The sequence below is a fragment of the Peribacillus sp. NJ4 genome (genome assembly GCF_030348345.1).
Lineage (GTDB): Bacteria > Bacillota > Bacilli > Bacillales > DSM-1321 > Peribacillus.
On sequence record NZ_JAUCFQ010000001.1, the window covers coordinates 4,887,658 to 4,901,892 of the forward strand.

Consider the following 14,235-nt stretch of genomic DNA (forward strand, 5'->3'; position numbering starts at 1 on the left):
AATAAAAAGGGTCGGTCATCAGGTTGATATAAATCCTCTGAAATGAGCGTATTAACGATCTTCTGTTTTTTTGCATTAACAATTCGGACCAGTCTCCCCATTTCCAGCTCCCTTTCTTTAATCTATTGGCTCCGGCACATTCCGTCGGAGTTATCACTGCATTAGATTTCACTCTTTAACGCGTCATGACCTTCTTTTCCGGTACGGATATTCACAACATTCGCCAATTCATAAATGAAGATTTTACCGTCACCCGGTTTACCGGTGCTTAAGAATTTTCTTGCTACATCCACAACATCCTGAACTGGCACTTCACACACGACGATTTCGATTTTCATCCGGTCATGCAATGACATTTCCCGGTTTCTGCCTCTATATGTTTCCACATAACTTTTCTGAAGACCCGTTCCTTTTACTTCCGATACAGTCATTCCGCTTACCCCTATTTTTGCAAGTTCCGCTTTGAAGTGTTCAAACTTGATAGGACGTGTAATGATTTCTATTTTCGTTAAAACCTCGGACATATGATCAACCCCCTTTTAAATTGATTCATGATAGGCCTTTTCTCCATGAAGTGTAAGATCAAGCCCCATTGACTCATCTTCCTCACTGACACGTAACGGAACGAACAGGTTAATGACTTTAGCAATGACATAAGTGACCACGGCAACGAAAATATAAGTCGCAACGATTGCTACAAGCTGCTTCCACAATAAGTTGAAATCTCCATAGAATAAACCATTTGCCCCGTTTTCGTTGACGGAAGTGGTCGCGAATAAGCCTGTAGCGATGCCACCCCATGTACCACCGATCCCATGTAATCCGAAAGCATCCAGAGCATCATCGTAACCCAGTTTATTCTTCAGGAAGAATACACCCCAGAAACATACAGCACCGCCGACGACCCCGATGATGATGGAAGAAGCGGTCGTTACGAATCCACAAGCAGGTGTAATCGCAACCAACCCTGAAATAGCTCCTGATACTGCACCAAGCAACGTTGCCTTCTTATTAGCCATATACTCGACGATCAGCCAGCCTATGATACCAGCTGCTGCTGCAACGGCTGTATTAACGAATACATTCATGGCCACTTCATTGATTGTCAGTGCGCTACCGACGTTGAAGCCATACCAACCGAACCAAATTAGTGATCCGCCAAGGAATGTTAAAGGAAGATTATGTGGCGCACTGTCCCCTGACTCTTTCCTTTTACCTAACATGATCGCTAATACCAGACCGGCAACCCCGGAAGATATATGAACAACGTTGCCGCCTGCAAAGTCAAGTGTACCCATCTCCGCTAACCAGCCCCCACCCCATACCCAATGAGCAACAGGAGCGTATACGAATAAAGACCAAAGGATCGTAAAAATCAAGAATGCAGAAAACTTCATCCGCTCGGCAATGCCACCTGCAATGATCGAGACAGTTAAAACGGCAAAAGTCATTTGGAATAACATGAATAAACTATGAGGAATTGTTTCGCTGTATGGACCAGGTTCGAAGCCTACATCTTTTAAACCAACCCAGTCAAGGCCGCCCAGGAGTGTATTTCCAGGTGAAAACGATAATGAATACCCAATCAGTACCCAAAGAATCGAAATGACTGCCAGCGGCATGTAACTATGCATCGCCGTATTCAGGACATTTTTACTTTTTACCATCCCTCCATAAAACAGGGCAATCCCTGGTGTCATTAGCCAAACCATCATCGTCGCCAAAAACATGAATACCGAATCTGCCATTTGCATATTGTTTTTCCCCCTTGTTTTTTGTATATGTTATGTTTATTAACGCTATTATGTTATGTTTTTTATCATATACTTAATTTTCTAATAATTCAACTGATTTTTTATATTTCACTAAAAAATGTAAGGTTATATAACATCTACCGTGAATAAAGAACCATAAAATTTCATTTTTTGGTACTTTTCAAGATTTTTTCAGTCCATCACCGTTACATTTCCCCCTCTACTTATGTCCGTTTCATAAGATTCAACTAAAAAAGGGCCCTCTTATTTGAGGGCCCTTCAAAATATATTCAGTTAACAGCAACGAGACACCTTGCCACCCTTTGCGTTATACCGTTCATCCTGGGCTTCGCAGAAAAATTCTTTCCTGGTTTTTACAGGATCATCAGGATGGTGCACGCTCATATATGCGACATAGGTATCATAACTTGGAACGCCGACAAGCAAACTGACGAATTGCTTTCTGTAGCTGAGAATCTTAACTAATCTTTTCAACATGGCCATTCCTCCCTTATGATGTCCTTCTTGATACATAAGGCGATTCATGTAAATCTATTTTCTGGTTCTTCAAGACTTTTATCCATAACCTAATGGCAGAAATCAGGACAGTGATCACAACGATCATGAAGATAGCACAAAGGGCTGCATCCACATAATCATTGACGATAACCCGTTTCATCTCGGCTAGATTTGCTGCCGGAGCAAGAACTTCCCCACTATCATAGGCCGCTTTAAATTTATCCTTATGCGCTAAAAAGCCTATCGCCGGGTTTTCGTGGAACAGCTTTTGCCATCCAGCTGTCATGGTCACTATCAATAAGAATGTAGTAGGAACGAGTGTGACCCATGTGTACGCTTTTTTGCCCATTTTGAAAAGGACTGTCGTCCCAAGCAGCAATGCAATGGCGGAAAGCATCTGATTCGCAATTCCAAACAATGGCCAAAGGGTATTGATCCCGCCAAGAGGATCTATGACCCCTTGATAAAGGAAGTATCCCCAACCGATTACACAAATGGCAGTTGCAATAATATTGGGCAGCCATTTATTCGTTTCGGCAAATGGCTTGTAAAAGGTGCCGATAATATCCTGTATCATAAAACGCCCTACCCTTGTTCCCGCATCAATGGTGGTCAATATGAACAATGCCTCGAACAGGATCGCAAAATGATACCAGAACGCCATCAGGGACGCTCCACCAATCACTTGCGAGAAGATATGGGCCATACCGATTGCAAAGGTTGGAGCCCCTCCAGTTCGGGATAGAATGGTCTCTTCCCCAACATCATCCGCAAGGCCGGTAATCATTTCTGGTGTCAAAATGAAACCCCAATCGGATATCGTAGCAGCCACTTGAGCCGGCTCCGTACCTATAACGGCCCCCGGGCTATTAATGGCAAAATAGATCCCTGGCGTCAGTACACAGGCTGCTATCATCGCCATGATGGCTACAAAAGATTCAGTCAACATCGCCCCGTACCCGATTGGGCGTGAATGGGATTCGCGTTCAATCATTTTAGGAGTTGTACCCGATGAAACGAGTGCATGGAATCCAGATACCGCTCCACAAGCGATCGTAATGAATAGGAACGGGAATAAATTTCCGGAAAATACGGGTCCTGTTCCATCAATGAATTGAGTGACGGCAGGCATTTCAAGGCTCGGCATGACTATAAAGATTCCAAGTGCAAGTCCGATGATCGTACCGATTTTCAAGAATGTGCTTAAGTAATCACGCGGTGCCAATAGCATCCATACCGGCAAAACGGAGGCAACGAATCCGTATACAATCAACATGATGGCGATCGTTTCCCCATTGAAAGTGAACATTGGCGCCAACGTAGCGCTTTCGGATACAAAGCGGCCGAAATATAACGCAAGCATCAATAGTACGATTCCAATAATCGATCCTTCACCAACCCGTCCCGGCCTTATATAGCGCATATAGATACCCATAAGGACTGCAATCGGTATGGTCGAGGCAATCGTGAACATCCCCCATGGACTGCCCACCAGAGCTTTAACGACAACCAGGGCAAGTACCGCTAATAAAATAATCATGATACCCAGGATACCGATCATTGCTATCAAACCTGTAATCGGACCAATTTCCTCTTTGATCATTTCTCCCAATGACTTGCCGTTACGGCGCATCGAACCAAAGAGAATGATGAAATCCTGAACGGCACCAGCTAATACAACTCCGACTACAAGCCAAAGTGTCCCTGGCAAATATCCCATCTGCGCTGCAAGGATGGGGCCTACAAGAGGGCCAGCTCCTGCAATTGCTGCAAAATGGTGGCCAAACAGCACCCATTTATTTGTAGGCACGTAGTCCTTCCCATCATTATTCGCTTCCGATGGAGTCTGGCGATTATCATCTAGCTCAAACACTTTCTGTGCAATGAATTTACTATAAAAGCGATAGGCAATTGAATAAACACAGAGTGCTGCAGTGACAATCCACATGGCATTGATGCTTTCCCCTCGGTTTAGCGCGACGACACCAAAACTCACCGCACCCACTGCTGATATGATCCCCCAAAGAATAACCGACTTAAGCGCTTTCATTTTTTCCATCTCCTCTCTATTAAACTAGTGATTAACATAAAAAAATCTTCATTTTACAGGGTGTTAGGGCTATATTCCGCCTCGTGACGTTAAATTTAAAGAATTTTATATATATTCTGAATTATATGTTATCATAAGGTTTTTTAGCAATAGTAATTTAGTCAATTTGTAAAGTATTTTCCATTATTTTGTCGATATTTACCTCTTTCCCCACAATGCAAATGGCCGCAGGTATTATACGGAAAAAGACCTGAAAAGGCTCGAGAAAATCTGTCTGCTCTAAAGCCTTTCGGTTTCTTTGGATGATATAAAAACCGTATTGGATAAAAAATCCTTCAAAGAATTGCTCCTCCATCAACAACAACCGACGATGGCGAGCATAGAGGAAGCGGAGAACACTCTTAATAACGTCCAAACCTTGTTAAACAACATAGAAGCCGAAGGTAGATTTCAATTGAGCGCTGCTTCTGGCGCTCATCAAAAGAAAATATAATCGTGATCGATACTTCAGCCAAGAAGAAATGAAAACACTGGACAAACTGCCTAAGATGAAAAAAACGACATTCAAACGAAACAATGGATCAACCTTGCCAAACGCATTGAGTTAACCATGAGAAAAGGGATTCTTGCTAATTCGGAGGAAGGAAGGCTGATCGCAAAAGATTGCCTGCATTTGTCCGAGTTGATTTTCGGAGGAAAAACGAACTAGAAGAAAAATTCTGGGAGATTCGTTAATCCCCGGTTGATTCATCTTCGGCAGGTTTGTACCCGATAAAGGCATAACTCCTCACATTTTTAGAAGGTGCATCTTTCAATGAGACGGAATGCAATCCCCAAGTTTAAGTTCGTGTTTTACAGGACAACACAAAAAATGTGCGCCTGACGGCACACATTTTTTTCATCCGGTCTGATTTTCCTTTAATGAACTGCGATAGAGATCGTAATAAAAACCCCTTTGCTTCAACAATTCATCATGTGATCCCTTTTCAATGACCTTTCCTTCATCAAGCACCAGGATTTGATCACTTTGCTGAATCGTATTCAATCGATGGGCAATGACAAAACTTGTCCTCCCCTCCATCAAACGGTGTAATGCTTCCTGGATTTTAAGCTCGGTAATCGTATCTATGCTACTTGTCGCTTCATCCAAAATCAATAGAACGGGATCAGCTAAAATAGCCCTGGCAATCGATAAAAGCTGGCGCTGTCCCTGACTGATTCCACCGCCATCCTGATTCAAGATGGTATCATATCGTTCTGGCAATTTCATGATAAAGGAATGGGCATTGGCAAGCTTGGCTGCATCCACCACTTCTTCATCTCCCGCCTCCAGTCGACCGTAGCGGATATTTTCACGAATCGTACCCTGAAATAAAAAGGAATCCTGTAAAACAAAACCCATATGCTTGCGGAGACTTGATCTCGTCACCTGCTGGATATTCTGTCCATCAATCAAGATCCGGCCGTTGTTGGGCTCGTAAAAACGGGCAAGAAGATTAATGATCGTTGTCTTACCTGCCCCAGTGGGACCTACAAGCGCGATAGTCTCCCCTTTTTCCGCATGAAAACTAACATCATATATCGTTTGGTCCTCATCATTGTATGAAAATGTAACACCCTCAAAGTCCACCTCACCACAGACATCCCGAAGTTCAGAGGCCTGTTTCTCATCCACTTCTTCTTCTTTTTCATCAAGTATGGTGAAAACCCGCTCAGCACCAGCAACAGCTGAGAGGAGTGTATTGAATTGATTAGCCAGGTCATTGAGCGGACGGGTGAATTGCCTTGAATACTCGGTGAAAATGACAATGACCCCGATGGAAACCGTGCCTATGCCACTCAACGCCAAAAACCCGCCTACTGCGGCAATTACCGTAAAACTTAAGTTGTTGAGTAAATTCATCAGTTTTGGAATCAGCCCGGAGTATGATTGTGATAGAAATCCGGCTTTCTTTAAGTTTTCACTCCGGGTGATAAAATCACGGATCACTTTATCTTCCTGTGAAAAAGCCTTTACAATCCGTTGTCCCGAAATCGTTTCTTCTATAAACCCATTCAGTTCTCCAAGGTTCTTCTGCTGTTCTTTAAAAAGCTTTCCCGTCCGGTTCGTTATCCACCTCAGCCCGAAGAACATAAGAGGAACGATGAATAAGGTTAAAACAGTCAATAGAGGGCTTAAATACAGCATCACTCCAATCGTCCCGACCAGTGTCAGCACACTTGAAAAAATCTGGATCACGGAACTATTCAAAGTGGAACTGACATTTTCTATATCATTCGTGACCCTACTCATCAATTCCCCATGCTGACGCCGGTCAAAAAAGGGAATGGATAACTGGTGAAGCTTCTTGAACAATTGATTGCGCATCGCATAAACCGTATCCTGCGCGATTCCGATCATCCAATAATTCTGAAGCCACATGGATAGGGAATAGAATAGATAGACTCCGAGAAGCCCGATAAGAAGGCTGAACAGCCCCTCGCTATCCTTTGTGACAATATAATCATCGATCGCCATCCCAACAAGAAAGGGGCCGAGCAATCCCAAAACGGAGCTTACCAGTACCATGAAAAGGACACAAAATAGCAGGCTTTTATTCGTTGCTAAGTAGGGGATGATCCTTTTTATCGTATTCCATGAATTGACCGGTTTTGACTTTGCCTTAACGGGAGATATTCTTGGACTCAAGAGAAACTCCCTCCTCCCCAAACTGCGAGTGAACGATTTTTCGATAAAGATCACTTGATTGAATCAAATCCTGATGTTTCCCTAGTGCAAGCACTTGACCATTTTCCAGTAACAAGATTTTGTCCGCCTCCATGGCTGTGCTGATTTTTTGTGTAATGATGAGCGTTGTGCATGTATAGGCCTTTAAAGCGATGAGTAATCTACTTTCCGTTTTCAAATCCAGCGCACTCGTACTATCATCCAGAAGGAGAATCTTCGGTTTGCGCACCAATGCTCTCGCAATCGATAACCGCTGTTTTTGCCCTCCGGACAGATTCACTCCTTTTTGCCCTAACTGCGTTTCATATTGTTTCGGGAGTTTCATTATGGTTTCATGAACCTGGGCATGCATGGCCGCTGCCTTGATTTCCTCCATCGATGCCCCTTCTTTTCCCCAGGCAACATTACTTTTTATGGTTCCTGAAAAAAGAAGGGCTTCCTGCGGTACATAGCCGATCCTTTTCCGCAGCGAATTCAAGGGAATATCTTTCACATCCTGGCCATCTATTTGAATGGAGCCGCTTTCAACTTCGTATAATCTCGGAATCAGCTGGAACAAGGATGTTTTCCCTGATCCCGTCGCTCCTATGATGGCAAGCGATTCTCCCGGATCGATAGAAAAGTTCAAGTTTTTCAATACCGGTGCATCGGTTCCAGGGTAGCGGAAAGATACATCCAGAAACTTTATGCCTCCCCCATTGACGGCCTCACTCTTGCTTTCCATCTTACCCTCATCAATATCTATCGGGGTTTCAAATATTTCCGTCACACGTTCCGCGGAAGCCTTTGCACGGGAAATGACCATGATCAGCCATGAAAAAACGGAAAGTGATGCCGCAATCCTTGTGGCATAGTTTACAATCGCCACAACTTCCCCTACCTGTATATCTCCCGTTGTAATAAATTCGCTTCCAAGCCAGAGAATGATCAGTATCGCCACATTCATGACCAGCATCAGTACAGGCATGGTCGTTTCAATTAAACGAAGGGAAGACACAGTCTTTCTTTTCAACTCGTCATTCGCATCGTCAAACCGTCCAATTTCATGCTCCTTACGAAGAAAGGCTTTGATCAAGCGCATGCCTATCAGGTTTTCCCTCATGACACCGTTGACATTATCGAGCTTTTTCTGTACGAGCTTAAATAGAATAGCCGCTCGTTTCATAACCCAGCCAAGGAAAAAAACAAGAACCGGAATCGAAATGACCAAAACAAGGGAGAGTTTAAAATCTACCGCAATGGCCATTATCGCCCCGCCGATTACGATCAATGGCGCCCTTGCCATGATACGCAGGCCCATAAAAACCGTATTTTGAAGTTGGGTCACATCATTCGTCATCCTTGTGATCAACGAGGAAGTCGGGATATTATTCAAATTCGCAAAAGAAAACGCCTGTATCTTACCAAAAAGGCTTTTCCTGACATCATGTCCAAAACTCTGACTTACATGTGATGCCGTAAAGGAATTAACGATCCCGCCAATAAATGAAAAAATGGAAAGTCCAACCATGACGCTTCCCCATTTAATCACCACCGATAAATCTTTCTGTAAAATGCCATCATCAATTATTTTTGCTATAAATAGAGGTTGTAACAGTTCTACACCGAGCTCGACAATCATTAAGATTAAAGCAAGAATGATCAAGAGCCAGTACGGCTTAAGAAATGAGGCCAGTTTTTTCATCTATGACACCCTTCGATTCTTCATATGTAGATAGCATCTTTTCATCCTTTCATTATACATTTTTATACAGATTTTTTAAAAGATTTTAACTGATTCAAAGGATTAGTAAATAACTTGATTTTTTTTTAATAAATACTCTTGACAAATAACAGGAAATAAGCGAAAATTCTAATTGATAATGATTTTCAATTTCATTATTGATCTCTGAAATTTGATAAGCAATTACGATAATCTCTTATCGTACCCTTTTGATATTGTACATAGATACAATGTCGCCCCGGCTTCTCTGTGCCTAGTAAAAATTATATGCTCATTAGCGAATGCAAGTCACTGGAATATTGCCCCCTCTTTATTCAAGTAATTTATTCACGTTGGAAGCATATTAGGCAGCCGGGGATTATTTTTTTTAAAAAAACTAATGAACTTACATATATGATTAAAGGAGCAGGATGATCATGAAACTTGAAGATATCATTAAAGAACGGCGCAGCATTAAGCGATTTAAGGACATTCCTGTTCCTATTGATACCATCCAATCATTATTGGAAACGTCGACATGGGCACCGAACCATAAAATGACCCAGCCTTGGCGCTTCGTCGTGGTACATGGCGAAAGCCGTTTAAAACTCGCAGAAGCAACCCGTGCTTTTATGGCAGGAAAAGAGAAGGACCCTGAAAAGAAAAACGCAGCCGGACAGCGAGGATATAATAAACTTATAGGTGTCCCGATGTTCATCGCAGTGATCATGGAAGAGAATCCGAATCCTATGACACGTGAAGAAGATTATGCAGCTACAAGTGCCTTGATCCAAAATTTCAGCCTGCTTGCCTGGGAACAAGGAATCGGGATGATATGGGAAACATACGGCATGATACACAGCATGGAGTTTCGTGAAGCTTTAGGCGTTAAACCTGGCGAGAAAATCGTAGGCAGCCTTCATGTTGGCTATCCCGACATGATCCCTTCCCCACGCCCCAGGAAAGAGATCGATCAACTCCTGACAATTATGGACTAACATAAAAGGAAAGCCTCCAATCTTGGAGGCTTTCCTTTTATATTTAGGGAATGAGGGCAAACGTTCAATCCATCTATCATAATCACTGAAAGATCCCTCCGGTGCATTTAATGAGGCATCCCGGCAACTACCCCTTTTTTCACCTTTAATCAATAAATTCGCTTCTTCTTCAAACCCAGCTATCAATCCATTCATCTATTCCTTTACTCTGCCCCCTCATCATGTTCGATCCGACACGTGCTTGAGGAAATCATGGCGCTGGCCGCGGCCCCTTAAAGGTTTCATTGATTTGCATCCGTTCTTCTTCCATTTGCTCATGCTGGTTCTTCAGCATCAAGAAACTTCTCCCTTATTGCGCCCACCATTTCTATCCCAATGAACAAAAGGGAATATCCCCGATAACCAAAAATCCTCCCTTTTCAAGGAGGTCTCTAATCTCTCATTCTCAAAAGAACTCGTGATATAATGCCTGAATTGCCGTCTCTTCGTTGTGCCCTTTCACACCGAACATCATGCTAACCTCCGAAGAGCCCTGATTGATCATTTCAATATTCACCTTTGCTTCGGCCAACGCTTTTGACGCTCTAGCCGTTGTACCTACATTATGACGCATTCCTTCACCTACAACCATGATTAAGGCAAGATCATGCTCCACATTCACTTCATCGGCATGAAGCTCTTTCTTGATTCGTGAAATGATTTTCTTCTCGGCTTCACCCTTCAACTGGTCCTGCCTTAGAATAAGCGTCACATCATCAATGCCTGATGGAATATGCTCATATGAAACTCCGTAATCTTCAAGGATATGCAGCAGTTTCCGACCAAAACCAACTTCCCGGTTCATCAAATATTTGCTAATGTAAATACTGCAAAACCCTTTATCACTTGCAATCCCAATAACCGGACCATTCGTATTATCCCGCGTGTTCACAATGCGGGTCCCTTGTGCCGTCGGATTGTTCGTATTTTGGATATGGACAGGTATTCCCGCACGGAATGCAGGAATCAGCGCTTCATCATGAAATACCGAAAAACCGGCATAAGACAGCTCCCTCATTTCACGATAGGTTAACTCCCGGATTCCCTTCGGATTGGAAACTACATTTGGATTCACCGCATAAACGGCATCCACGTCCGTAAAGTTCTCATACAAATCGGCTTTGACCCCATTTGCAAGAATCGAACCCGTAATATCGGAACCGCTTCTTGAGAAGGTTAAAACATCACCATCTAACGTATATCCGAAGAACCCTGGAAATACTACGATTCCAGGCTCTTCACGCAGATCATACAACCGATCATATGACTCTGGCTGAACCTGGGTAAATCCATCTACATCCGTAACGATCAAGCCAGCCTTCTTTGGATTTATATACTTTGCCTCTACCCCACGGCTTTGAAAATAACCTGCGACCAGCTTCGCATTATTATCTTCGCCACTGGCCTTTAAAGCATCCAAATAGCGCTTCTGGTTAGATTGGTCAGCATGCAACAGTGCTTTTAAATTTTCATGAATCCCTGTGATGACCTCCTCGGATATATCCAGCTCTTCAGCAATGCTCGCATAGCGGGATACCACGTCTTCGATCAAATGCTCCCCGTTATCGCCGCGCAGCTGCTGTTCCGCAGCCTCAATCAATAAATCCGTCACCTTTATATCATCGGAATTGCGTTTCCCTGGAGCCGAAACGACTACAAACTTCCTCTCTGGATCAGCAACCACAATTTCAAATACCTTTCTCAACTGTTCACCTGACGCAAGTGAACTTCCGCCAAACTTCGCAACTTTCATCTCGACATCCCCTATTTTAAATAATATTCTGTCAAAATCAACTCTCCCTATTATTACGTTTTTTCTCGAAACAATCAAGTAAAAATTCCACTATAGGAGGACATTTGTATTTTTAAAAAGGACAAAACAATGTGATTATTGAAAGGGAATAATAAAAGGCAAAAAAAGACAACGGCATAAGCCAGTTGTCTCTCCAATCTTAGCGATTATCCACAGTTTCAGGGTATAAATCATGATTCATCAAGCGGTAATCCGCCATTTCCTCATACTTCGTCCCTGGTTTCCCGTAGTTTGTGTATGGATCAATGGAAATCCCGCCCCTAGGCGTGAACTTGCCCCATACTTCAATATATTTCGGATCCATCAACTCGATTAAATCGTTCATGATGATATTCATGCAGTCTTCATGGAAATCACCATGATTACGGAAGCTGAATAAATAAAGTTTCAAAGACTTGCTTTCGACCATCTTCACACTGGGAATATAGCTGATGTAAATGGTTGCAAAGTCTGGCTGGCCGGTTATCGGACATAAGCTAGTGAATTCCGGGCAATTGAATTTGACGAAATAATCACGGTTAGGATGTTTGTTATCGAATGACTCAAGAATTTCAGGCGCATAGTCGAATGTATATTTTGTCCCTTGATTCCCAAGCAGTGTAATTTCCTTTAATTCTTCTTCTTTTCTTCCAGACATAAAAAGTCCTCCTCATCCACGTTTGTCAGGGGAGATTCATAAAATGGGCCTCTATATAACAAAAACCATATCTCATCAAAGATATGGTTGATTCGCGAAAAAAATCAAAGCCATAGTTTTTTTAAGAGGGTGATGCTATGAACCTCTCCCGTTTATCGGGAAATATTTTAAAATTGTCATAGTAAATATAGAAAAAAAAATCTAATCTGTCAATCATACTTTTTAATTTTAGTTTGATTCCCACATGTATTCGGCTTAAAATGTAGAAGAAGTTTATCCTACATGAAGGAAGAGATTTAAACAATGTGGATTTTTGCAGCACTCATCACCAGTTTATGTTTCGGAATCAATAACAGCATTTTTAAATGGAGTAGCGGAAAGGGTTACTCAAAGGTACATATTCAATTTTTCTTTTATTTTGTAGCTTTCATTTTGTCCATATTTTATGGAGTACTTATGGATGGTTTGAACCTGAACTTGCTGTCTATCATGCTTGGTGCAGCAATTGGTGTCCTGAACGCTAATGGTAATATCCAGATGGCAAGTGCCTTTGAAAAAGGGCCGGCAAGTTTAACATCACCATTAATCGCAGCGAATGCAATATTTCCCATCCTATGTGCTGCATTAATTTTTCATGAGCATATTTCTTCGCTGCAGTGGAGCGGAATCATCTGCATGCTGCTTGCAACCCTTGTCATTCAGTATACACCTAACGCCAAGGGCAACCACCAATATTTACCTTGGATGATGCACACATTATTTTCCATATTATCTTTTGGTGTACTCGGCATTCTGATGACGACATCAACACGGCTTCATTTAAACTCCCTCGACATCCTTGTATCAATGTATGGGGGCGGAACTCTTTATCTACTTTCAGTTCTATCCTTTAAGAAAGAAAAAATCAAGCTACAGGAAGTCAAAATTGGTTCCATCGTAGGTTTTTTAAGCATCATAGCCTATGGATGTTATTTCTATGCGTTGAATACCGGCATCGCAAGCATCATCTTCCCTGTCGTCAGCCTAAATTGTTTAGTTGTCGTTTTCGCAGGATGTTATTTATTCAAAGAAAAACTAAAATCCTATCAAATTGCCGGCGTTCTTGCAGCATTAATCGGTATTATCTTAACCAAAATATGAATATAGTTAATTTTAAAAAACAACCTGGCTGTAATAATCACACATGCCAGGTCGTCTTTATTTAGCGGTTCAAAAAAAAGTATTGACATCTCTCGCTAAATATCAGATAATTTTGAATATTAAATCTCAACTTTTGCTACTTCCGCAATGTTTGAAAAATCTCCTCCCACGGGTATAAAAGAAGTAGTACAACCATCCCATTTAATACTAGAAAGGAACGATGCATAATGTTAAAAGTTACAGTAACAGTTGATTTCCAAGGAAAATCTTATCAAACTAACGTCCTTACTAAACCGGGTACTAATCAAGAAGAAATTTTACAACAAGCCCTTCATCAAGTGGAAAAACAATGGAAAGCATAAAAAGGCAGGCATCGATTTAGATACCTGCTTTTTTTATTACCTTTTTAGATATAACTCACCAAAATCACTATGCACTTTGTTTTTATATTAATTAACATTTAAAACCCTTTTCAATCCTGATTTCTGTATTTCATTTGTATTATTCTCTAAAGAACCCTCGATAGCGATTTTCCCATATAATCCACATAATCGTTTTTTCTTGTGACAATAATTTTAAAACGTTTTTAACGTTACAACAATCAATTTGAATAACAAGTAATTTAGAAATTAAGACGATCTTTTTAAAGACCGCCTCAGTTTGTCGACAAAATGGGATACGGAATGGCCTAATCCCATATCCCTATCGCGATTACCGAGGGAATCATTACGATATTTTTAAAACAGACAGTGTATACTCCAGGATACTTTTCTCTTTAATATGGGATGAAACCTCACTGGATTGAAGAAATTTCACGACACTCCTGCCGAAAAACCAGCTTACCGAGTCACCAAA

General features: G+C 41.8%; 13 protein-coding genes and 1 riboswitch. Of the genes, 5 read left to right on the top strand and 8 right to left on the bottom strand.

Going from position 1 to position 14,235, the window contains the following annotated elements:
* Positions 1–161: 161 nt before the first annotated feature.
* The 4 genes from QUF94_RS24440 to QUF94_RS24455 all read right to left on the bottom strand — a co-directional run bounded on the left by QUF94_RS24440 (position 162) and on the right by QUF94_RS24455 (position 4,323).
* Complete coding sequence (locus tag QUF94_RS24440) at positions 162–524, bottom strand: P-II family nitrogen regulator (protein ID WP_289318131.1); 363 nt, start codon at positions 522–524, stop codon at positions 162–164.
* Between the two features lie 15 nt (positions 525–539).
* On the bottom strand, positions 540–1,754 hold the full coding sequence (locus QUF94_RS24445; RefSeq protein ID WP_289318132.1) for an ammonium transporter: 1,215 nt from the start codon (positions 1,752–1,754) through the stop codon (positions 540–542).
* A gap of 294 nt (positions 1,755–2,048) precedes the next feature.
* Positions 2,049–2,252 (bottom strand): YbdD/YjiX family protein, encoded by a 204-nt coding sequence (locus tag QUF94_RS24450; protein ID WP_289318133.1) that lies wholly within the window; start codon positions 2,250–2,252, stop codon positions 2,049–2,051.
* A 13-nt stretch (positions 2,253–2,265) separates the two neighbouring features.
* Positions 2,266–4,323 carry a carbon starvation CstA family protein gene (locus QUF94_RS24455; RefSeq protein WP_289318134.1) on the bottom strand — a complete coding sequence of 686 codons (2,058 nt, stop codon included), beginning with the start codon at positions 4,321–4,323 and terminating at the stop codon, positions 2,266–2,268.
* Positions 4,324–4,519: 196 nt separating this feature from the next.
* Here QUF94_RS24455 and QUF94_RS28925 point away from each other — a divergent pair, with 196 nt between their 5' ends.
* Both QUF94_RS28925 and QUF94_RS24460 read left to right on the top strand, forming a co-directional pair.
* The gene (locus tag QUF94_RS28925; RefSeq protein ID WP_353957819.1) at positions 4,520–4,606 is read left to right on the top strand and encodes a MerR family transcriptional regulator; all 87 of its coding nucleotides are present in this window, start codon (positions 4,520–4,522) and stop codon (positions 4,604–4,606) included.
* Between the two features lie 15 nt (positions 4,607–4,621).
* The gene (locus QUF94_RS24460; RefSeq protein ID WP_289318135.1) at positions 4,622–4,816 is read left to right on the top strand and encodes a hypothetical protein; all 195 of its coding nucleotides are present in this window, start codon (positions 4,622–4,624) and stop codon (positions 4,814–4,816) included.
* A gap of 405 nt (positions 4,817–5,221) precedes the next feature.
* On the opposite strand, the gene QUF94_RS24465 is transcribed toward QUF94_RS24460, so the two are convergent.
* Both QUF94_RS24465 and QUF94_RS24470 read right to left on the bottom strand, forming a co-directional pair.
* Complete coding sequence (locus tag QUF94_RS24465; RefSeq protein ID WP_289318136.1) at positions 5,222–7,012, bottom strand: ABC transporter ATP-binding protein; 1,791 nt, start codon at positions 7,010–7,012, stop codon at positions 5,222–5,224.
* Positions 6,987–8,735 (bottom strand): ABC transporter ATP-binding protein, encoded by a 1,749-nt coding sequence (locus QUF94_RS24470; protein ID WP_289318137.1) that lies wholly within the window; start codon positions 8,733–8,735, stop codon positions 6,987–6,989. Before QUF94_RS24470 ends, QUF94_RS24465 begins: the two co-directional genes overlap by 26 nt.
* Before the next feature lie 455 nt (positions 8,736–9,190).
* On the opposite strand from QUF94_RS24470, the gene QUF94_RS24475 reads away from it, so the two are divergent.
* Positions 9,191–9,751 carry a nitroreductase family protein gene (locus tag QUF94_RS24475; protein WP_289318138.1) on the top strand — a complete coding sequence of 187 codons (561 nt, stop codon included), beginning with the start codon at positions 9,191–9,193 and terminating at the stop codon, positions 9,749–9,751.
* 445 nt (positions 9,752–10,196) lie between these two features.
* On the opposite strand, the gene QUF94_RS24480 is transcribed toward QUF94_RS24475, so the two are convergent.
* Both QUF94_RS24480 and queF read right to left on the bottom strand, forming a co-directional pair.
* Entirely contained in the window at positions 10,197–11,543 is a 1,347-nt protein-coding gene (locus QUF94_RS24480; protein ID WP_289318139.1) for an aspartate kinase, read from the bottom strand.
* Positions 11,544–11,742: 199 nt separating this feature from the next.
* Positions 11,743–12,240 carry a preQ(1) synthase gene (gene queF / locus QUF94_RS24485; protein WP_289318140.1) on the bottom strand — a complete coding sequence of 166 codons (498 nt, stop codon included), beginning with the start codon at positions 12,238–12,240 and terminating at the stop codon, positions 11,743–11,745.
* Between the two features lie 106 nt (positions 12,241–12,346).
* A riboswitch (PreQ1 riboswitch) is annotated at positions 12,347–12,392 on the bottom strand.
* 151 nt (positions 12,393–12,543) lie between these two features.
* Between queF and QUF94_RS24490 the strand changes: the two genes are divergently transcribed.
* Together QUF94_RS24490 and QUF94_RS24495 are read left to right on the top strand one after the other, a co-directional pair.
* On the top strand, positions 12,544–13,380 hold the full coding sequence (locus tag QUF94_RS24490; RefSeq protein ID WP_289318141.1) for a DMT family transporter: 837 nt from the start codon (positions 12,544–12,546) through the stop codon (positions 13,378–13,380).
* Positions 13,381–13,607: 227 nt separating this feature from the next.
* Positions 13,608–13,742 carry a BA3454 family stress response protein gene (locus QUF94_RS24495; RefSeq protein WP_289318142.1) on the top strand — a complete coding sequence of 45 codons (135 nt, stop codon included), beginning with the start codon at positions 13,608–13,610 and terminating at the stop codon, positions 13,740–13,742.
* Positions 13,743–14,235 lie beyond the last annotated feature (493 nt).